The following is a 20,716-nucleotide window of genomic DNA, read 5'->3' on the forward strand; positions in this document are numbered from 1 at the left end:
GTTAGCGAATTGCGTGTCCGGAAACGGCACGACCCAAGCCCGTTCGTGCGATGAAATCCTCAGCATGAACCCTCACCCCAGGGCCCCGTGACCCAACGAGACGATGACGATGAAACTCACCGTGCGAGGAATTCCAGGCGCGCATGCGCAGGCGCTGCGCAGCGGCGGACCTGACGCCAACGGCCAGGCCGCGCTGCAGCAGCTGGCCGAAGGCCAAGGCAACCCCTGCCGACATTGCCTGCAGCTGATAGCGCCGGGCGAGGAAATGCTGGTGCTGGCCTATCGGCCTTTTGATCAGCTACAGCCCTATGCCGAGCTGGGCCCGATCTTTCTGCACAGCAAGGCTTGTGAGCGCCACGACAGCGATGCTCTGCCAAAGTGGTTCGAGCACCTGCAGCCGGCCCTGATCCGCGGCTACGGCAATGACGACAGGATTCGCTACGAGACCGGTCAGGTCGTCCCGGGCGCGGAACTCGGCCAGGCCTGCCGGCAGATACTCGCCGACCCCGCCGTGGCTTATGTCCACATCCGCTCGAAGTTCAACTGCTTCCAGTGCCGGGTGGAGCGCGGCTAGGCCTGTGACGCCAGCCCGCCGATTTGCCGGCGTGTTGCCGTTGGGCGGGCGCCAGCAGGCGGCATGCCAGCGCAATCGGCTATTCAACTGAAGCCGCATGCAAGCATGACAGTCACCGGCTCGTGCGTGCAGGCCTCTCAAACAGGGCTTCAGGCGAGCACGGCCAGCACCACGTCCGTTGCCTTGACCAGGGCGGTCACTGCCACGCCGGGTGCCAGGCCCAGCTGCTGGACGCTGGACTGGGTGATGGTGGCAACCAGGCGAGTGCCGCCGGCCAGGGCCACGTCAACTTCGGCATTGACCGCGCCGGGTCGCAGCTGCTCAACGGTGCCAGACAGCTGGTTGCGGGCCGAGACCTTGAAGCCGTCCAGGCCCGTGGCGATCAGGACGTTGGACGAGGGGATCAAGGCCATGGCCGACAGCCCGGTCTGCAGGCCCAGTGCAAGGCTGCTCTCCTGGGGCACGATGGCCACCAGGCGCTGGCCGCCGGGCAGTTCGAGCTCCACCTCGTCGTTGACCGCGCCTTCGCGCACCGCGCGCACGGTGCCGTTGAACTGGTTGCGGGCGCTGGTCTTCATGTTGATCACATCCAGGAGGGAGAACTCGCGGCCGAGGTCGGTGGCGGCGGCCTCCACGAGGCCCAGGAAGCGCTGGTGCACCGCGTCGATCTGCTCATAGCGCTGCACCAGGCGCAGGCCCCGTTCGGTCAGGCGGGTGGAACCGCCGCCGCGGCCGCCGGTGCTGCGCTCCACCAGGGGCTCGCCGGCCACGCGGTTCATCGCGTCGATGGCGTCCCAGGCGGCCTTGTAGCTCATGCCATAGGCCTTGGCGGCATGGGTGATCGAGCCCTGCTCGGCGACGGCGCGCAAGAGGGCGATGCGGCCCGGGCCGCCGAGGTTTTGGTCGCCGGACCTGATCCAGATCGAACCACCAAGACTCAGGCGGCCTGTGCCCTGGCTGCCGGCGGCTTGGCTCTTGTTCTTCTTCTCGGTCATGTGCTGGCTGTCGATGCTTGGACGGTCGGCGCGACGACACGACCCTGCGCCAGCTCGACCACCTCGTCGGCCAGCGCGCGCACATCGTCTTCCTCGTGGGTGATCAGCAGCAACGGTATCTGCAGTTGCGCCTGCAGGTCGACCAGCTCGTCGCGCAGGCTGCGGCGCAGCCGCTGGTCCAGCGCGGCGAAAGGCTCGTCCAGCAGCAGCGCGGCCGGCGCGCTGACGAGGGCCCGGGCCAGGGCGGCGCGCTGGCGCTGGCCGCCCGAGACTTGCGACGGTTTCTGGTCGGCCACCGCGCCCAGGCCAAAGCGCTCCAGCCATTGCTCGGCCAGCGGGTCTCGGACATCGCGCGGCGGATTGCGCCAGCCGCGCCAGCGGGCGAAGGCAATGTTCTGCCGCAGGCTCAGGTGCGGGAACAGCGCATAGTCCTGGAACACGCAGCCCAGGCCTCGCTGCTGCGGGCCGAGGTCCTGCCCGCTTGCGCTGTCGAACAGGGTCTTGCCCGCCACGGCGATGCGGCCGGCATCTGGCCGCTGCACACCGGCAATCATCTTCAAGGTCTGGCTCTTGCCGGCGCCCGAGGGGCCGAACAGCGCCAGCCTGGGCGCGTCGCTGCGCAGGTTCAAAACCAGGTCGAAGCTGCCGCTCAGGCGCTTCTCGATCTCGATCAGCCAGTTCATCGCTGCTGCCCCCGCTGCGGCAGGGAGCTGCGCATGAGGCGGCTCGAGCTCAGCAGCACGGCCATGCAGGTGATCGAGGTCAGCGCCACCAGCAGATCGGCCTGGTAGTCCTGCCCGGCCTGCACCGCTTCATAGACGGCGATCGACAAGGTCTGCGTCTTGCCGGCAATGCTGCCGGCCACCATCAGGGTGGCACCGAACTCGCCCAGCGCGCGCGCAAACGCCAGCAGCAGGCCGGCCAGGATGCCGTGCCAGGCCAGGGGCAGGCTGACGCGGAAGAACACGGCCGCATTGGCAAGCCCCAAGGTGCGCGCGCTGTCCTGCTGGTCGGCATCGACCATCTCGAAGGCCGCCCGCGCGGCCTTGAACACCAGCGGGAACGACACCACGGTCGCCGCGATCACCGCCGCCTGCCAGGTGAAGATCAGGCGGATGCCGAAGGTCTGCATCAGCCAGGCGCCCAGTGGCCCCTGCGAGCCCAGCAGCACCAGCAGGTAGTAGCCCAGGACCGTGGGCGGCATCACCATGGGCAGGGTCAGGGCGGCATCCAGCAGCTCGCGGCCCCACCACCGCCGGCGTGCCAGCAAGTAGCCCACGCCGACGCCAAGGAACAGGTTGATCAGGGTCGCCCAGCCCGCCACCTTGAGGCTCAGAGCGAGTGCGGTCCAGGCGCCGTCCATGGGGATCAGGGCGCGGCGAAGCCGTGTTTGAGCAACACGGTGCGCGCGGCCGGCGTGAGCAGAAACTCGACAAAGGCCCGGGCCAGCGCAGGCTGCGTGCTCGCAGCGACCGGCGCGGCCGGGTAGAGCACCGGCTTGCGCGTGGGCACGGTGAACGCGGCTCGGCGCACCTTGTCGGGCAGCAGCGCGGCATCGGTGGCATAGACGAAACCGGCGTCCACCTCGGAGCGGGCCACGTAGTCCAGCGCCTGGCGCACATTGCTGGCGCCGATCATCTTGGGCTCGATGGCCGACCACAGGCCAGCCATCTGCAAGGCCTCCTGTGTGTAGCGGCCCACCGGCACGCTCGCGGGCAGGCCGATGGCGATGCGGGCATAGGCCGGCTGGGCCAGGTCGGCGAGCGCCTTGGGGTGCAGGGCGCTTGCGGCCGGCAGTATCAGCACCAGCTCGTTGCGGGCGAAGTCGCGGCGCTGGCTGGCGGTGATCAGCTGCTGCGCCTGGGCCCGGTCCATCGTCTCCTGGTCGGCGGTGGCCAGCACATCGGCCGGCGCACCCTTGGCGATCTGCTGCAGGAGCGCGCCCGAGGCGCCAAAGTTGAACTGCAGCCTGTGGCCCGGCTGGCTGGCCTCGAACAGCGGCGCGATTTCGCGCAGGGCTTGGGTCAGGCTGGCGGCGGCCGAGACCGTCAGTTCGGCCGCATTGGCGGCGCCAGCGCCCAAGGCACTGAGCGAGATCAGCAGGGACAGGGCGCATCGGCGCAGTTCCAGCAAGGGCATCGCGGCTCCTTGTTTCGATATATACGAATATATACGACGCTCGGCCGACACCCCTCGTTACTAGGGCAAGCGCCCAAGACCGATGCAAGGCGGCGGCGCTAGGATGCCGTCCATGCCCCAGAAACAAGCCCGCCGCAGCGCTGCCGCTGCCGCAGCGCCCGGCAGCTCAGATGACGAGCTGCGCGCCCCCAATGCCTGGCTGATGCTTCTCGAGGGCCGCGCGCCCTGGGAGTTCGCCGCCCTGCTCGCCGCCTCGCCCTGGTTGCGCAAGCTGCCCCGGGGCGACGGCCATCCGGTCATCGTCTTTCCCGGCCTCGGTGCCAACGACTTCACCACCCTTGCCCTGCGCCGCTTTCTGGACGAGCTGGGCTATGTCACCCACCCCTGGGGCCATGGCTTCAATTTCGGCCCGCGCGAGGGCGTGCTGGAGCACTGCACGGCCAAGGTGAAGCGCCTGTTCCGCGATCACGCCCGGCCGGTCAGCCTGATCGGTTGGAGCCTGGGCGGCATCTATGCCCGCGAGCTGGCCAAGGAGCTGCCCGACCATGTCAGGCATGTGATCACACTGGGCACGCCATTCACCGGCCATCCGCGCGCGACGAATGCCTGGCGCCTCTTCGAGCTGGTCAGCGGGCAAAGGGTGCAGGACCATGAGCTGCTGGAAGAAATTCGCCGCACGCCGCCGGTGCCCACCACCTCGATCTATTCCAAGACCGATGGCGTGGTCGCCTGGCAATGCAGCGTGATGGCGCCCGGCCCCTTGAGCGAAAACATCGAGGTCCAGGCCAGCCATTGCGGCATGGGCATGAATCCCTTGGCGCTGTATGCGGTGGCCGACCGCCTGGCCCAGCCCGAAGGGCAATGGCAGCGCTTCGACACCACGGGCGTGCGCAGCTGGTTCTATCGCAGCAGCTGATTCGCTTGTTCGCTTCGGCTGGGCCCAGCGCCGACCCACGGGCCGGCGCTGGGCCTGTGTTCCACTTGGCAGGTGTCCGAAGTCAATTCCTCCCCCAATTCCTCCCCTGACGCCGCCGCACCCGCGCCGGTGCTGCCCAATCCCCGCCACCTGAAGCGCCTGCCACCCGGGCTCACGTCCGAGCAATGGCAGGAGATCCGCCAGGCCGCCTACCAGCTGCCCCACGTGCTGACGCCAGCCGACCTGGACGAGGGCCAGGACGCCGACAGCCTGGGCCTGGTGCAGATCTCCAAGGCTGCAGCCGGCGGCCGGCCGAGCCGCTGGATCGCGCCGGCCCTGATCAAGGTGGCGCTGCGTCATCTCGAGGCGCTCGGCACCGGCCCGACCCTGCGGGCCCTGATGCAGCAGCGCAGCAGCCAGCTCGAAGCGCTGGGCCTGCGCCGCGCCGGCCTGCAGTGGCTGCGCCTGTGCAAGCAGCCGCTGCTCGACGGCCGGCTCACGGTGGCCTATCAGCTGCAGCTGCCGGACAGCAGCGCCCTCTGGGATTTCTATCGCGACGGCGATCTGGCCGCACTAGAGCGCGCGCTCGGCCCGGCGCCGGGCTACGCCGATGCGGATGCCCTGCAATCGCATCTCGCGCAATTGCTGGAGCGCAGCGCCTCGGGCCATCCGGAACAGATCGACTCGCTCCTGCCGCGCCTGCAGGCCGAATGCGCCACGCCGCAAGCGCTGCCGGCCCTGCTCGCCGCCTGCACCCGCGCCCAGGACCGCTGGGAACAGCGGGTCGCCGAGATCAACACCTTGCAGAAGCTGGAGCGCCAGCTCGCCTTCCAGGGCTACCCGGACAGCTTCGAGCTCGCGCGCAATATGCAGCGCACGGTGACGCTCTATGTCGGCGCGCCCAACAGCGGCAAGACCCATGCGGCCTTCGAGAAGCTGGCCGCCGCCCATGACGGCGCCTACCTCGCGCCGCTGCGCCTGCTGGCGCTCGAGGGCCGCGACCGCCTGGTGGCGCGCGGCGTGCCCTGCTCGCTTCTGACCGGCGAAGAGAACGTGCCGGCCGACAACGCCCGCGTCGTCTCGTCCACCATCGAGATGGTCGATACCGGCCGGCCCATCGATGTGGCCGTGGTCGACGAGGCGCAGATGCTGTTCGACAACTACCGCGGCTGGGCATGGACGCAGGCCATCGTGGCCGTGCCGGCCAATGAGCTGATCATCATCTGCTCGGCCTATGCGGTGCCGGCCATCGAGAACCTGCTGGGTCTGTGCGGCGAGCGCTGCACGGTGCGGCAATTCGAACGCAAGCAGGAGGTGCAGCTGCTGCCCGCACCGGTGCCGATGACGGGGCTGAAAAAGGGCGACGCCGTCGTTGCCTTCAGCCGCCGCGAGGTGCTGATGCTGCGCGACCAGGTGTCGGCGGCCGGCCATCCGGTCTCGGTGATCTACGGCGCCTTGCCGCCGGAGGTGCGCCGGCGCGAAGCCGAGCGATTTGCCGTCGGCGCCAGCGACGTGCTGGTGGCGACGGACGCCATCGGCATGGGCTTGAACCTGCCGATCCGACGCGTGCTGTTCAGCACCCTCACCAAGTTCGACGGCGTGGGCGACCGCTCCCTGAGCGTCTCCGAAGTGCACCAGATCGCCGGCCGCGCCGGCCGTTACGGCATGCATGACGAAGGTTTCGTCGGCGTGCTGCGTGAGGCCGAAGCCAGCGCCGGCAAGACCCTGCGCGAGCTCTTGCCCAAGCAGCCGCGCGCGCCGCGCGACTTCAAGGCAGCGGTGGCACCCAACTGGTGGCATGTGCAGACCATTGCGAGCAGCCTGGGCTTCAACAAGCTCGAGGCGGTGCTCAAGGTCTTCATGGACCGGCTGCGCCTGGACGATGCCCATTTCGCCGTGGCCGAGCTGGAGCAGATGCTGCAGCTGGCAGAAGGCCTGGACCGCGCCGCGCCGCAACTGCCGCTGAAGGCTCGCTTCATCTACGCCCAGGCACCGGTGGACAGCCGCACCGACAGCCAGGTGCAGGAATTCCTCGACTGGGCGCAGCGCCACGCACTGGCCGGCGAGGTCGGCGCGCCCTGGTTCCTGGACGATGTGGACGAGCACAGCCGGCTGGACCGCATGGAGCAGGCCTTGCGCAGCTGCACCCTGTGGCTCTGGCTGGACCTGCGCTTCCCGGGCATCTACGGCCACCTGGCGGCCGTGGTCGATCTGCGCAACCGGCTCAACGATGGCATCGAGCGCCAGTTGAAGGGCAAGAAGCCGCTGTACCAGGCGCGCGGGCGACGCTGACCGCCCCGACCTAGGCATCCGCCCTAGCGACAGCCGGCCCGCCCAGGCGTAAGGTGCAATGCATCGATACGCAATCTGAAGCGGAGACCAAGCATGAGCATGAATTTCGACAAGCCGGGCAGCGGCAGCGCGCCCGCACCCGCACTGAGCCTCAAGGGCCTGGGTGTGGCAGGTCGGCTGTGGATATCGGTGGCGGCCGTGATTGTTTCCCTGATCGGCCTGATCGGCTTCTCTTCGATCCGGACCAGCAATCTCAATGCCGAGGCCGCCGCCATCGACCTGCAGATGGGCGCCAAGCGCGCCGCCGCCGAGCGCTGGGCCAGCATGACCACCACCAATGTGACCCGCGTGCAGGCCGCCGCCATCAGCACCGATCCGGCGGTGGACGCCCTGTTCAAGGACGAGATTGCCGCCACGATCGCCAAGATCAGCGAGGTGCAGAAGGCCATCGAAGGCATGGAGCTGACCGACAAGGACAAGTCCTTGATGGCCCGCATCGCCGACGAGCGCAAGCTGGTGCTGTCTTCCCTGGCCAAGAGCCGCGAGCTAAAGGCCGCCGGCAAGGCGGATGAAGCCGGCAACGAAGTGCGGCAGACTTTCAACCCGGCCGTGGCGGTCTATCTGAAGTCGCTGGCCGACTTCGCTGCCCAGCAGACCACGCAGAAGGAGGCCGCCGACGCCGAGCTGGCCGAGCGCCGCAAGGTCACGCTGCGTGTGGCCATGCTGGTGGTGGTCGTCATCGTGGGCAGCTTGCTGGCCGGTGCAGTCTGGCTGGTTCGCTCGATCAAGCAGCCACTGAGCGAAGCCCTCGTGCTGGCCAACCACATTGCCGAGGGCGATCTGTCGGCCTCGACCAGCATGCAGCGCAGCGATGAGTTCGGCCAGCTGCTGGATGCGCTGAACCGCATGGCCAGCCAGCTGCGCAAGGTGGTGGGCGATGTGCGGGTGGGCGTCGAATCGGTGTCCACCGCCTCGGCCGAGATCGCCACAGGCAACCACGACCTCAGCGCCCGCACCGAGCAGACGGCCTCCAGCCTGCAGCAGACGGCCAGCTCGATGGAAGAGATCACGGCCACGGTGTCGCAGTCGGCTGACACGGCCCGCCAGGCCAACCAGCTGGCGGCCTCGGCGGCTGAAGCCGCCGCCCGCGGTGGCTCGGTGGTCGAACAGGTGGTGGGCAATATGGAGCAGATCACGGCCAGCTCCAAGCGCATCTCGGACATCATCAGCGTGATCGACGGCATCGCCTTCCAGACCAATATCCTCGCGCTGAACGCTGCCGTGGAAGCGGCCCGTGCCGGCGAGCAGGGCCGAGGTTTTGCCGTGGTGGCCAGCGAAGTGCGCAGCCTGGCCCAGCGCTCGGCGGAAGCGGCCAAGGAGATCAAGGGCCTGATCAATGCCTCGGTCGAGCGGGTCGAATCCGGCGCCGCCCTGGTCAACCAGACCGGCACGGTGATGCAGGAAATCGTGGCCAGTGTCGGCCGCGTGAGCGACATGATCGGCGAGATCGCCGCCTCGGCCACCGAGCAGCGCGACGGCATTGCCCAGGTCAATGTGGCCGTGACCGGCCTCGACCAGATGACGCAGCAGAACGCCGCGCTGGTGGAACAGAGCGCGGCAGCCGCGTCCTCGCTGCGTGAACAGGCACAGCGCCTGGCCGAGGTGGTTTCCGTGTTCCGCACCGGCACCGGCTCCTCCAGCGCCTTGAAGGCGGCCCTGGCCAAACCGGCTGGCGGGCTCAAGCCAGCCACCGTCAGCAAGCCGCCCGTGGCCGCACCCCGCGCTGCCAGCCCGAAGCCTGCCGCCACTGCAGCCAAGCCCCTGGCCAAGCCGGCCGGCAAGGTGATTGCACCGCCGCCCGGCCCACCGCCCAGTGCTTCGCCGAAGCCAGCGCCCGCACCTGCCAACGACGGCGACTGGGAAACCTTCTGAAGCCGCTGTCAATGCACAAGCCTGTGCAGAGTTCTTGAACAAGTACAGGCTTATCCACAGGCCAGCGGCTCCGGACGGACTTGTTGTCGGTTCGTCCCGCCGCTCCCAGGCCCTCGGCGCACAGGCTTTGGAGTGAGCTAAAGCCTTGTCAGACAAGGCTCAAATGAGCTTATCCACAGCAGGGGGCGCCCTCTACTACGACCACCAATCTGAAAAACAATATCGTCATTGAATAAGAGAGTTCTTCTGCCGTGTGCACAAACCACAGGGCCGCAGGCCGGTTTGGCCGGTCCCAGGCTGCCATGTCACACTGCTGAGCTGCCAGCCGCCACCGAGGAGGCTGGGCTTGTTGTCCCTGCATGAACACCGCCACGCTTTACACCGCTTCCGCCGGCTTTGAATCCGCCTGCCAGATCCCGATGCTGGCCCTGAACCATCGCAGCCATGGGCTGCATGGCCACAGCTATTTCGCGACCGTGCGGGCCCAGCTGCCAGCCGGCTGGGCCCCATTCCCCGGTGGCGAGGTCGAAGAGCTGCGCCGCCGCCTGGAGGCCTGCGTGGCACCGCTGGACCATGCGCTGCTGAACCGGGTGGTTGAACAGCCCACCGACGAGAACATCGCCCGCTGGATACGCGAGCGTCTGCAGGCCGAGTTCGATGTGCAGGGCATCCAGCAGATCGGTGTTCAGAGCACCCAGCATTCGGGCGTCGATCTGGATGCCTCGGGCCAGGCCCATGTCTGGCGGCGCTATCGTTTTCAAGCGGCACATCAGCTGCCCAATGTGCCCCTGGGCCACAAATGCGGCCGCATGCATGGCCACGGCTTCGAGGTCATCCTGCATGCCAACCAGGACCTGGGCGAACGCGACCTGAGCATCGACTACGACCACCTGGACGAGATCTGGGCGCCCCTGCACATGGTCTTGAACTACCAGTGCCTGAACCAGATCGAAGGTCTGGACAACCCGACCAGCGAAGTGATCTCGGCCTGGCTGTGGCAACGCATCAAGCCGCAGCTTCCTGAGCTGTCCTGGGTGACCGTCTATGAAACCGGCAGCTGCGGTGCCAATTTCGATGGCCGCAACTACCGGATCTGGAAAGAGCTGACGCTGGACAGCGCGATCCAGCTGAAGCGGGCACCCGAGGGCCATGTCTTGCGCGGCATCCATGGCCACACCTACACGCTGCGCCTGCATCTCGGCGCCGAACTCGATGAATTCGCTGGCTGGACCGTCGACTTTGGCGACGTGAAGACCTTGTTCGATCCGATCTTCAAGGCCATCGATCACCGTCCGCTGTTCGAGATTGCCGATCTGCCCGATGGCGATACCGCCAGCCTGTCGGCCTGGGTGCTGGCCAAGGGCCGCGTGGTGTTGCCGCACCTGGACCGTGTCGACATGTATGAAACCCGTGGCTCTGGCGCCATCGTCAGCGCTGTCGGCATCGATGAGCTGATCCCGGTGTGAGGCGTTGAACATGACTTATGCCGTGAAGGAGATGTTCTACACGCTGCAGGGCGAGGGCGCGCAAGCCGGCCGTGCGGCGGTGTTCTGCCGTTTTGCGGGCTGCAATCTGTGGACGGGTCGTGAGCAGGATCGTGCGAGTGCCGTCTGCAATTTCTGCGATACCGATTTCGTCGGCACCGATGGGCAGGGCGGCGGCAAGTTCGTCACGGCTGCAGAGCTGGCAGCCGCAGTGGCCGCCTTGTGGCCCAAGGGCCAGCCTGGCAAGCCCTATGTGGTCTGTACCGGCGGCGAGCCCCTTTTGCAGCTCGATGAGCCCTTGATCGAGGCCTTCCATGGCCATGGATTCGAAGTCGCCGTTGAGACCAATGGCACGCAGCCAGCGCCGGCCGGCCTGGACTGGATCTGTGTCAGCCCCAAGGCCGACGCGGAGCTGGTGCTCAAGAGTGGGCACGAGTTGAAGCTGGTCTATCCGCAGCCCCTGGCGCCGCCCGAGCGCTTCGAGTCGCTCGCCTTCCAGAATTTCTTCCTGCAGCCGATGGATTCGATTCTGCAGAAGCAGCACACGCGTGAAGCGGTGGATTACTGCATGGCGCATCCGCAATGGCGGCTCTCGATGCAAATGCACAAGATCGTGGGCATTGACTGAATGAGCATGGGCAGCAGCAACTTGCCGCTGGACATTGCAGGCCTTCAGAGCCGCCTGCGCGCCTTCGCCGCGGCGCGGCAATGGGAGCCCTACCAGACGCCCAAGAATCTCGCCATGGCAATGGTGGTGGAGGCGGCCGAGCTGGTCGAGATCTTCCAGTGGCTCACCCCCGAGGAAAGCGCGGCGATAGCGAGCGACGCGGCCCGGCACCAGCACCTGGGTGAGGAGATCGCCGACGTGATGCTCTACCTCCTGCAGATCGCCGACCACAGCGGTGTGGACATTGCAGCGGCCGTGGAGGCCAAGCTGGTCAAGAACGGCTTGAAGTACCCGGCACCCTGAATTTGCAGCGAGCGCCTGAGCAGGTTCAGTGATGCCATGAGAAAAGGCCCGGGGCTTGCGCAACCGGGCCTTTGTTATTGACTGGCTTCCCTTTCAGGAGGCCAGTGCCAAGCTCATCAGAACTTGTGGTTGTACTGAGCCGAGAACATCACGGCGCGAGGAGCCGTGTAGTTCTGGATCATCTGCGACTGCGAGTTGATGGCACCTGCGGCCGTGTTCAGCGCTTCGTTCACAGCCGTGGGGGTCTGCTCGTTGAAGATATTGAACACGTCGGCCTTCAGGGTCAGGCCCTTGAACCAGCCCGGCTTGTACATCAGAGCCACATCCAGGCGCTTTTCCCAAGGCAGGTAGCCCAGACCACCGCGACCCGACGCGCCAGGGCAGGCGAAGAAGATCGAGCCGTAGCCGCTGCTCAGACCCAGCGGATCCTGTGCCGGCGGCAGGATGGACGTGCAGGAACGCGGACGGCCCGATGCAATCAGCGCATTGCCGCTGATCGAGATCTCGTCGTTGATCTGGTACACGCCGTAAGCCTTGATCTGATGCTTGCGCATGTTAGGCAGCGGACCCGTGGAGTTGATCATGTTCTCCGGGAAGTCCCACACCGAAGTGAAGCCCACATCGGCCTGGCCGTTGTCAGACTTCTGCTGACCTTCGGTGTTGCCGGTGCTCTTCGCGCGGGTGTAGTTGATCTTGGCGTACCAGCCATTGCGCATCGGGTGTTCGAGCGTGAAGTCCACAGCCCAGTACTGGCGCTTCAGGCCTTCAGGGAAACCGAACTCGTTCCATGGGATCGTGACGGTCTTGTAGTTGCCCGGCGAGACTTCCACGTAGAACGTGTTGCTCTTGCCTGGGTTGAACAGCGCGCCGTGCCAGTTGTTGACGACGTAGGCGCCTTCGGCCGGTGTCAGGTACTTGGCGAACGGACGGCCATCAGACACGTCGTCGATCGAGCTCTTGAGCTTGCGCACATTGAGGCGCATGCCACCCGTCCACTCGGTGCTCAGTGCCTTCTCGAAACCGATCGTGAACTCGTCTTGCGTGTTCGAATCGATGTCGAGTGCGGCAATCGACTTGCCCACCGGCGGCACGCCGAACTCGTTGTTGGGCGAGTAGTCGTTGCTGATGGACTGCATGCCCAGCGGCTTGCCCGTGACTGGGTCCACACCGGTGTAGGTGTAGAAGTGCTGGGTGTTGAGCGAACCGCCGGCAAAACGCACGGCCAGGTTGGCCGGGATCTGCAGGTGGTAGCGACCGGCCGTACCGTAGACCTTCAGGCTGGCATCACCATTGACGTCCCATGCTGCGGAGAAGCGGGGAGCGATCTGGCGATCCTTCTTGATGATGGTTTCGCCGATGGTGTTGTAGTTCGTGAACTGCTCGTTACGCAGACCGAAAGTCAGCAGCAGCTGCTTGGTCATCTGGTAGCGGTCTTCGATGTACTGCGCAGCCTGCTTGACACGCGGGTTGGCACCCACGGCCTGATGGTTCTCGCTGACGTAGTAACCCAGCGCACCCAGCGGGCTGCCGGTGCTTGCCGGCGTGGCAGTCATGCCGGCCGACAGAACGGTCGGGTTCGGCGACTTCAGGTAGGTGTAGTTGCCACCACCAGCGGCGGACGTGCCGTTGGCTGCCTTGATGTCGTTGGAGTCCACACCGCCGCGCAGCGTGTGCTGCGAGCCGATCTTGTACTCGATGTCGAAGCGGAAGCCCAGGTTCTTGTCCTGTGCATCATCACGCAGCAGGGCAGAGACGAAGCCCTGCGTCTGGGTCGGGATGTAGTTGATGCCAGGTGCGCGGTTTTCGATCGCGGCGGTCACCGGATACAGGCCTGGCACATAGCCCAGCGGGGTCTGCTTGCGCTTGGTCTTGCTGGTACCCACCAGGGCCTGCACCGTCAGGTCGTCGGTGATGTAGCCGGTGTACTTCAGGATGTTCAGGTCAGCGCCCTGACCAGCCGACATGGCAGCGCCGGTGGCCGTCAGGAAAGGCACACCTGCAGCGTAGTTCTCGAAGTCGGCGCCGCCGGCCACGATGTTGTTGTGCTGCAGCGTGTTGTAGTCGAAGCCGCTGTAACGATCCTTGGTCTTGGTCGTGTCGCGGATGCCGGTGAACTCCAGATGGTGATCATCGGTGATGTTCCAGTCCAGCTTCAGCAGCGTGCGGGGGACCGTAGATTCTTGCTTCAGCCAGCCTGTGGTGCCGATGCCGGTGGCATTGGAGGCCAGGCGGGTGCCTTCCTGTGTGCGCTTGCCGATTTCGGTGCCGAAGTAGAAGAACAGCTTGTCCTTGATGATGGGGCCGCTCAGCGACAGGTTGTAGATCTTCTCGGTCTGCGTGTTCGAGCCGTTGTAGTAGAAGAGCTTGCCGTCGGTGGCGGGCAGGCCTGGGTTGGCGTAGACGATGTCCTTGGCCACCGAGCGCAGCGTGTTCGGGGCCCAGGAGAAGCCGCCGTTGAATTCCCACTCGTTGGTGCCGGACTTGGTGGTGATGTTGATCACGCCACCAGTCGAACGGCCGAATTCAGCGCCGTAGCCGCCAGTGATCACGCTGGTCGAAGCGATTGCGCCGAAGGGCAGCGAGGAGTAGCCGACCTGGAACATGCCGTTCGTGGCCGTGAAACCGTTGATGTAGACCGAGTTCTCCGAAGAACCCGAGCCGCCGAAGCTGGCGGCATTGTTGCCGTAGCGGAAGTCGGCCTTGGTGGTGTTCGGAGCCAGCTGGACCACCGATGCCACCGAAGGTTGCACCGGCAGTGCGGCCAGTTCCTTGGACGTGAACACGGCGCCGCTGTTGGAGCGCGAGACGTCGATGGTCTGGCGGCGGCCCGTCACGCGGACGGTTTCCAGGGAGGTCGTGACGGCAGCACCGCCGAAGCGCAGCTCCACACCTTGACCGGCCACCACTTCGATGGTGTCGGTGCTGGTCACCTTGCCGCCAATGGTCAGCTGGGCGCGATAGGTGCCGGGCAGCAGGGCCGTGGCGTTGAAGCTGCCGTTGGTTTCCGGCGTGATCGTGCGCTTGGCGCCGGTCGCGACGTTTTCCAGCACGATGACGGTGCCGGCGGCTGCAGTGACCTGGCCGTAGACGTTACCGTTGGTGGTGGACTGAGCGTAGACAGCGGTGCCGGACGTCAGTGCCAGGCCGACAGCAACGGCCACAGCTGAGCGACGCAGCAGCGCGCCTGCATTGAGGGGGGTCACCCCATTTGTACGATTCATAACCTCTCCGATTCGTGAATGAAAGTCGAGGGGCGTTGTGCGCCCAGACGCCTGGAATTGCGGCCAGCGTCACGCCGACGACCGACGAGTTTCATTGCAGGTGCATTTCTTTGTCACCCCTGCAAACCCAACGATTCGGCGCGAAAGCAACGCCGTCCATGGGCATTTGAAGTGCTTTGTCACCGAAGAGTTGGGTCGATGACTTTGTTTGAGGCTTGAAGTACCTGTGTCTTTTGGCATGGGCGGGTGCCCGGCGGCGGCACCGAAATGCGCTTTCGGCAGTGACGGGTTGGAAGCAGAAAATTTCACTCTGTCAAGCGGCCCGCGAAGGCTGCAGGGCAAGGACAATCCTGCCCTTTCGCCGACCCTTTGTTTCCCCAGTTCCTTGCCTATGTCGAGTATCCAGGTCCGCCCCGCCACCTTGCGTGATGCCAAAGCCATCGCCGAGATCCATGTTGCTGCCTGGCAGGATGCCTACAAGGATCTCCTGCCCGCCGCCACGCTGGACGGCATCTCGGTGCAGAAGCGCCAGGCCTTCTGGCGCGAGGCCATCGACTACGCCGAGCCGCAAGTGCTGGTGGCCCATCTGGACAACCAGATCATGGGCTTTGCCGGCTTTGATCGCTCGCGCGACAAGGGCACGCCGGCCACTACCGGCGAGATCTGGGCCATCTACGCCTCGCCCATCCACTGGGACAAGGGCGTGGGCCTGGCCTTGTGGGACGCCGCTCGCGACGGGCTCCAGGAAGAAGGCTGCACCAAGGTCACGCTGTGGACCTATCTGCGCAATGAACGTGCGCTGCGCTTTTTCGAGCTGGCTGGCTTCAAGCGCGAACTGGGCAGTGTGAAGACCACCGAGGTCGGTGGCGCTCGACTCGAGGAATTGCGCCTGCAACGCAGCCTGGTCTGAGGCTTGTTCGAAGCGCGCAGGCGATGAACAAGTTCGACACCTCCATGGGTGGCGGCATGTGGCGCGTCGTGTTCTACGAGCGCCGTGGCAGCCATGTGCATGTGGACAAGTCCGGCCCGTGGTTGCCGGGCAAGGGCAGGGCCAAGCAGTGGGCCGACTGGTTTGTCGGCCAGGGCTATCACGTGGCCTTGCAAGACCAGAGCGGCGCGGTCGAGAAGCTGAGCCAGGGCCTGCCCGGCTGAGCCCTGCGCTCCAGTCTGAGACGAAGCGACCTCAGGACGCCGCGCGATAGCCGCGGCGCGACAGCGCCCAGCCCTCGGTGGCCATCTCGCTGCCATGCTTTTGCACATGGACGGGCGAGAGCCGCTTGGCGGCCGCGCGCTGGACCAGGTTTTCCGCCTGCTCGGCCGTGAGGCCCAGCGCAAAGCGGGTCCAGCGCTTCATCACCAGGGCATCGCCCCAGGCGTCTTCGAGCGCCCAGCGGATCTCATGCGGCTGCTCCAGGGCATCGACCTTCAAGACGCGCGGCACCAGCGCCATCACGAAGCGGTTGAAGTCGGCCTTTGACTCCTGGCTGGTCAGCAAAGCTTCCAGGCGCGACAGGCGCTGGCTCCAGCCGGGGGTGGCCAACTGGCGCGTCAGCAGGGCCTGCAAGGCCTGGATCGGGTTGAACAGGCGCAGGCGGTTCGGCGGCAGCACGCTCAAGGGAATCTGCGCGGCGTCTTCATGCGGCAGTTCGGTCACGAAGCTGCACAGCACGGCCACGCGCTGCCATTCCTGCGGGCCGAGGCCGGCAATCTTCTGGATGGGGCCCTGGCTCACGCTTTGCGCCAGCTCGGCCGCGCTGGCATGGCTGTGGCGGGCCTTGGCCCGGTTGGCCGCCGTGCTCATCAGGACCAGGTTGCCGGCGGCATAGCCGGCGTCGTCCCGAACCCGGTCGATCGAGCCCTGGCCGTCCAGCGGGCTGCGCAGGATGGGGCAATGCGTGCTGTCCAGCTGCTGCAGGTAGTTGGGCGTCAATTGCATTGCCTCGAACTGGCGGCCGCGGGCCCAGGCATGGGTGCGCAGGTGCAGCCAGAGGCTCACTTGGCGCGAGGCCTTCAGCGTGCGGGCGCCAAAAGTGGCGCGGCCGGCCTGCCAGCCTTGCAGCAGCGGCGAGGCGTTGAACAGGTGCTCGATCGGTGGTGTGAGGCCGTGGTGGGCGAAGTCCCAGCCCAGCTCGTAGCCCAGGCGGCTGTGGGCCGAAGCCTCGGCGGGCTGCCGCACGGCTGCGGCTTCCAGCCCGAGTTCGATCTGGGCATGGGTGGTGCTGGTGGCGGCAAGGGTAGCGGGGCTGGAGATCTGGGCCATGGTTGGTGCTCCTGGTTGGCGATTCGATTCATCTGGCCTGCTGTTCCTGCTTCAGGCTTGTGGCACAGTCTCGCGGCCAGGTAGCTCATGACGTGAGCCAGCAAAAACAGCCAAGAAAAACGGATCGCAATGGATCGCACTGAACGCTTCTACAAGATCGAGATGCTCATCCGCAGCCGGGAGTGCGTCAGCTTTGCGGCGCTCCTGGAGGCGCTGGAGGTGTCGCCGGCCACCTTGAAGCGTGACCTGCAGTACCTGCGCGAGCGCATGGATGCGCCCATCGAGTACGACGTCATGGCCAACGGCTACCGCCTCGTGCAGCATTGGAAAGGCCAGGCCCAGCATGAGTTGCCCGGCGTCTGGTTCAGCGAGAAGGAGTTGCACGCGCTCCTGACGATGCATCAGTTGCTGTCCAGCCTCGATGAGGAAGGCATCCTCGGTCGCCACCTGCAGCCCATGTTCGACAAGCTCACCGGCATGCTGGGCAGCGATCCGGCCGAGGCGCGCGAACTGACACGGCGCATCAAGCTGATCAATACCGCGCGGCGACGCGCGCCCTCGGCCTTTTTCGAAACCGTGGGCAGCGCAGTGGTGAAGCGCCAGCGGCTGAAGCTGCGCTACCTGAAGCGGGGCCCTGGCGGTGGCGAAACGAGCGAGCGCGAGGTCTCGCCGCAGCGCCTGGTTCATTATCGAAACACCTGGTACCTGGATGCATGGTGCCACCGCAGCGAGGGCCTGCGCCGTTTTGCGCTGGATGCGATGGAAGCGGCCGAGCCTTTGCAGGACAAGGCCCGCACGCTGTCGGTCAAGCAACTGGAAGAGGAGCTGGACCGTGGCTACGGCATCTTTGCCGGCGGCCAGGAGCAGCGCGCCGAGCTGGTGTTCAGTGCCGAGGCGGCCGCCTGGGTCTCACGTGAGGAGTGGCATCCGCAGCAGCAGAGCGCGTGGCTGGACGATGGGCGCTGGCGCCTGCAGGTGCCTTTCGTTGACGCGACCGAACTCTTGATGGACCTGTGGCGCCATGCCGGCCAGGTCGAGGTGATGGCGCCACCGGCCTTGCGTGAAGCCTATGCCAGGCGGCTGCGCGAGGCGGTGGCAAAGCTGGGCTGATGGATCGATCAGCCGACCTTCCCGGCGGCTTCCTGCTCGGCCTTGTCGGCTTCTTCGTAGCGCTTCAGGCGGGCGCTGTTCCAGTACATGTCGTCGCCGCCCTTGCCATCAAGGTTGGCGCGGTTGAGCACGCGGGCCAGCACGAACATCAGGTCGGACAGGCGATTCAGATATTGCCGTGGCGGCGCATTGACAGGCTCGCTGCCCACCAGGGTGATGACGGTACGCTCGGCCCGGCGCGCCACCGTGCGGCAGACATGGGCAATGGCAGCGCTGCGTGTGCCCGCCGGCAGGATGAATTCCTTCAGCCGCGGCAGGTTGGCGTTGTAGTGGGCGAGGGCTTCGTCCAGGCGCAGCACAGCGCCCATCTTCAAGAGCTCGTAGCCGGGCATGCTCAGCTCGCCGCCCAGGTTGAAGAGCTCGTGCTGGATCGTGATCAGGAGCTCGCGAATGTCGTCGGGCAGCGGCTCGGCCAGCAGCACGCCGATGTTCGAGTTGAGCTCGTCCACATCGCCCATGGCCTGCACGCGCAGGTGGTTCTTGGGCACCCGCGAGCCGTCGCTCAGTCCGGTCGTGCCGTCGTCGCCGGTGCGGGTGGCGATCTGTGAAAGTCGGTTGGCCATGCGGGTGTTCTTCAGTCGTCGAAACCCGCATCTTGCCTCACTGGATCGAGCGTCTGCCGCTGCGGTGGAAGGCGGGCTTGTGCGGCATCGCCTCATGCGGGCGCGCGCCAGGGCTGTGGTGGACATGCTCCGGCGGTGGTGCGATCTCTGCGCTGCCGCGCGGCGCGCCCAATTTCGTCATCAGCTCACGCCAGGTCAGCAGCGGCAACTCGCTGCGAAAGGTGCTGAGCAGGGCCAGCAGAACGAGCGCCGCGACGGCCAACCAGACCAGGTTCTGTTCAATCCATTGCATGACCACACTCCTGTGCTTGCAATGCGGACATCGTGGCACTGCGGCTGGCCGCTGACAAGCCCTGCCTAGAATTGACCGAAGTCCTTGGAGATCGATTGATGAGCGCTGCCCTGTCTGCTGCCATGGCCGCTGCCCCTGCCGCGGGTCGCGCCGTGCCGCCCGCCATGCTGGCTGCGTTGGGCGATCGCTTGGGTGCGCGTTGTTCCGTCGCGCTGGCGGTGCGCGAACAGCATGGCCGGGATGAATCGCCTATCGATGCGCCGCCGCCGGACTGCGTGGTGTTTGCAGAAGCTACCGAGGAAGTGGCCTTTGTCGTCGCCCTGGCAAATGAACATGCGGTGCCGGTGATCCCCTATGGCGCCGGCAGCTCGTTGGAAGGCCATCTGCTGGCCGTGCAGGGCGGCATCAGCCTGGACCTGACGCGGATGAACAAGATCCTGCGCGTCAACGCGGAAGACCTGACGGTGACCGTGCAGCCCGGCGTGACACGCAACCAGCTCAATGCCGAGCTGCGCCATGCCGGCCTGTTCTTTCCCATCGACCCTGGCGCCGATGCCACGCTCGGCGGCATGGCGGCCACGCGTGCCAGTGGCACGAATGCGGTGCGCTACGGCACCATGCGCGAGAACGTGCTGGGCCTGCAGGTAGTGACTGCTTCCGGCGAGACCATCAGCACCGGCTCGCGCGCCCGCAAGAGCAGTGCCGGCTATGACCTGACGCGTCTGATGGTGGGCAGCGAAGGCACGCTGGGCGTGATCAGCGAGCTTTCGCTGCGTATCTATCCGCTGCCTGAGGCGGTCTCGGCGGCGGTCTGCTTTTTCCCGAGCATCGACGCCGCGGTGCAGACGACGATACAGATCATCCAGATGGGCATTCCGATCGCGCGTTGCGAGCTGCTGGATGCAAACTCGGTGCGCGCCGTCAACAAGCACGACCGGCTGGCGCTGCGCGAGGCGCCAATGCTCTTGATGGAGTTTCACGGCTCCGCGGCGGGCGTGGCCGAGCAGGCGCAGTCGGTGCAGGAAATCGCGAAGGAATTCGGTGGCGAAGACTTCGACTGGGCCACGACGCCCGAGGCCCGCACCCGGCTGTGGGCCGCTCGCCACCATGCCTACCTCTCAGCGCTGCAGATGAAGCCGGGCTGCCGCTGCGTGACCACGGACACCTGCGTGCCGATTTCGCGCCTGGCCGAGAGCATTGCCGAGTCGGTGCGGGAGGTCGAGGCGTCAGGCCTGCCTTACTTCATCGTCGGCCATGTCGGTGATGGCAACTTCCACCTGGGCTATCTGATCGACCCGGAGATTCCCGCGGAGCGCGAGACTGCCGAAGCCTTGAGCGCGCAGATGGTGGCGCGGGCGCTGCGTCTGGAAGGCACCTGCACCGGCGAGCACGGCATTGGCCTGCACAAGCAGGGCTTCCTGGTCGACGAGGCCGGCGAGGGCGCGGTGGCGATGATGCGCTCGATCAAGCTCGGGCTGGACCCGCGCAACATCATGAACCCGGGGAAGATCTTCACACTGTGAAAGATGGCGGTCGGCACTTAGCAGCCACACGCTGGTTCCTTCTTTCGCGCTGCCGAGGCCATCGGGTGAGGGCTTGTGCTCCTGTCCCCCGGACCGGGCTTCGCCCGATCCTCCTCCTGATATCAGAATCACGCTGCTTCGTTCCGCTTTAGCGAAGCCCGTCAGGGTGATGCCGCGCTCCCCCTATGGCCTTTGAGCCAGAGGTAAAGACTGGTGCCCCCGGCGGATTCGACGCGACAGCTCGAACGGTGTCTTGGGGCGGTGCCGGAGCCTCTCCGGTGGCGACCCCGCATATCAGGGTGCGCAAGTCGGATAAGCGCTTTGCGAAGGAACGTCATGAGAACGAAGCTAGGTGTGGATATCAGCAAGAGGAAGTTCGATGTCG

The 20,716-nt window shown here is 66.1% G+C and carries 19 protein-coding genes; 11 read left to right on the forward strand and 8 right to left on the reverse strand.

Translation table 11 applies throughout. From position 1 onward, the window contains the following. Positions 1-103 precede the first annotated feature (103 nt). Positions 104-574, forward strand: coding sequence for a DUF1203 domain-containing protein (locus V3596_RS21135; RefSeq protein WP_334279817.1), 471 nt, complete (start codon positions 104-106; stop codon positions 572-574). Positions 575-723: 149 nt separating this feature from the next. Here the strand turns inward: V3596_RS21135 and V3596_RS21140 are convergent, their stop codons facing one another. Genes V3596_RS21140 through modA form a run of 4 tightly spaced genes read right to left on the reverse strand, consistent with a single transcriptional unit; the run spans position 724 to position 3,708 of the window. Continuing rightward, entirely contained in the window at positions 724-1,569 is an 846-nt protein-coding gene (locus V3596_RS21140; protein WP_334279818.1) for a TOBE domain-containing protein, read from the reverse strand. Further along, positions 1,566-2,252: an ATP-binding cassette domain-containing protein gene (locus tag V3596_RS21145; protein WP_334279819.1), complete on the reverse strand. Its 687-nt coding sequence runs from the start codon at positions 2,250-2,252 to the stop codon at positions 1,566-1,568. Before V3596_RS21145 ends, V3596_RS21140 begins: the two co-directional genes overlap by 4 nt. Beyond that, positions 2,249-2,932 carry a molybdate ABC transporter permease subunit gene (modB, locus tag V3596_RS21150; protein WP_334279820.1) on the reverse strand — a complete coding sequence of 228 codons (684 nt, stop codon included), beginning with the start codon at positions 2,930-2,932 and terminating at the stop codon, positions 2,249-2,251. Before modB ends, V3596_RS21145 begins: the two co-directional genes overlap by 4 nt. Before the next feature lie 5 nt (positions 2,933-2,937). Beyond that, positions 2,938-3,708 (reverse strand): molybdate ABC transporter substrate-binding protein, encoded by a 771-nt coding sequence (modA, locus tag V3596_RS21155; protein WP_334279821.1) that lies wholly within the window; start codon positions 3,706-3,708, stop codon positions 2,938-2,940. Between the two features lie 112 nt (positions 3,709-3,820). Between modA and V3596_RS21160 the strand changes: the two genes are divergently transcribed. From V3596_RS21160 to V3596_RS21185, 6 genes are all read left to right on the forward strand, one after another. Beyond that, positions 3,821-4,624, forward strand: a complete 804-nt coding sequence (locus V3596_RS21160) for a lipase family alpha/beta hydrolase (protein WP_334279822.1) — start codon at positions 3,821-3,823, stop codon at positions 4,622-4,624. A gap of 129 nt (positions 4,625-4,753) precedes the next feature. Further along, positions 4,754-6,916, forward strand: a complete 2,163-nt coding sequence (locus tag V3596_RS21165) for a helicase-related protein (RefSeq protein ID WP_334279823.1) — start codon at positions 4,754-4,756, stop codon at positions 6,914-6,916. A 93-nt stretch (positions 6,917-7,009) separates the two neighbouring features. Then, a complete protein-coding gene (locus V3596_RS21170) occupies positions 7,010-8,848 on the forward strand; it encodes a methyl-accepting chemotaxis protein (RefSeq protein ID WP_334279824.1) in 1,839 nt (612 codons plus the stop codon). Between the two features lie 359 nt (positions 8,849-9,207). Next, a complete protein-coding gene (locus V3596_RS21175; protein ID WP_334279825.1) occupies positions 9,208-10,314 on the forward strand; it encodes a 6-carboxytetrahydropterin synthase in 1,107 nt (368 codons plus the stop codon). Between the two features lie 10 nt (positions 10,315-10,324). After that, the gene (queE, locus tag V3596_RS21180) at positions 10,325-10,960 is read left to right on the forward strand and encodes a 7-carboxy-7-deazaguanine synthase (protein ID WP_334279826.1); all 636 of its coding nucleotides are present in this window, start codon (positions 10,325-10,327) and stop codon (positions 10,958-10,960) included. A gap of 6 nt (positions 10,961-10,966) precedes the next feature. After that, on the forward strand, positions 10,967-11,302 hold the full coding sequence (locus tag V3596_RS21185; RefSeq protein ID WP_334279827.1) for a nucleotide pyrophosphohydrolase: 336 nt from the start codon (positions 10,967-10,969) through the stop codon (positions 11,300-11,302). Between the two features lie 116 nt (positions 11,303-11,418). Here the strand turns inward: V3596_RS21185 and V3596_RS21190 are convergent, their stop codons facing one another. Further along, positions 11,419-14,523: a TonB-dependent receptor gene (locus V3596_RS21190; protein WP_334279828.1), complete on the reverse strand. Its 3,105-nt coding sequence runs from the start codon at positions 14,521-14,523 to the stop codon at positions 11,419-11,421. Positions 14,524-14,914: 391 nt separating this feature from the next. On the opposite strand from V3596_RS21190, the gene V3596_RS21195 reads away from it, so the two are divergent. Continuing rightward, positions 14,915-15,433, forward strand: coding sequence for a GNAT family N-acetyltransferase (locus V3596_RS21195; RefSeq protein WP_334279829.1), 519 nt, complete (start codon positions 14,915-14,917; stop codon positions 15,431-15,433). A gap of 23 nt (positions 15,434-15,456) precedes the next feature. Further along, entirely contained in the window at positions 15,457-15,675 is a 219-nt protein-coding gene (locus tag V3596_RS21200) for a hypothetical protein (RefSeq protein ID WP_334279830.1), read from the forward strand. Positions 15,676-15,706: 31 nt separating this feature from the next. On the opposite strand, the gene V3596_RS21205 is transcribed toward V3596_RS21200, so the two are convergent. Next, entirely contained in the window at positions 15,707-16,783 is a 1,077-nt protein-coding gene (locus V3596_RS21205; protein WP_334279831.1) for a hypothetical protein, read from the reverse strand. 129 nt (positions 16,784-16,912) lie between these two features. Here V3596_RS21205 and V3596_RS21210 point away from each other — a divergent pair, with 129 nt between their 5' ends. Continuing rightward, entirely contained in the window at positions 16,913-17,893 is a 981-nt protein-coding gene (locus V3596_RS21210) for a helix-turn-helix transcriptional regulator (RefSeq protein ID WP_334279832.1), read from the forward strand. Positions 17,894-17,901: 8 nt separating this feature from the next. On the opposite strand, the gene V3596_RS21215 is transcribed toward V3596_RS21210, so the two are convergent. Further along, positions 17,902-18,516 carry a cob(I)yrinic acid a,c-diamide adenosyltransferase gene (locus V3596_RS21215; protein ID WP_334279833.1) on the reverse strand — a complete coding sequence of 205 codons (615 nt, stop codon included), beginning with the start codon at positions 18,514-18,516 and terminating at the stop codon, positions 17,902-17,904. Positions 18,517-18,553: 37 nt separating this feature from the next. Beyond that, on the reverse strand, positions 18,554-18,808 hold the full coding sequence (locus tag V3596_RS21220) for a hypothetical protein (protein WP_334279834.1): 255 nt from the start codon (positions 18,806-18,808) through the stop codon (positions 18,554-18,556). A gap of 98 nt (positions 18,809-18,906) precedes the next feature. Between V3596_RS21220 and V3596_RS21225 the strand changes: the two genes are divergently transcribed. After that, positions 18,907-20,331, forward strand: coding sequence for an FAD-binding oxidoreductase (locus V3596_RS21225; RefSeq protein WP_334279835.1), 1,425 nt, complete (start codon positions 18,907-18,909; stop codon positions 20,329-20,331). The last annotated feature ends 385 nt before the right edge of the window (positions 20,332-20,716 follow it).

This window comes from Roseateles microcysteis (assembly GCF_036880965.1).
In the GTDB taxonomy this organism is placed as follows: domain Bacteria; phylum Pseudomonadota; class Gammaproteobacteria; order Burkholderiales; family Burkholderiaceae_C; genus JAUASW01.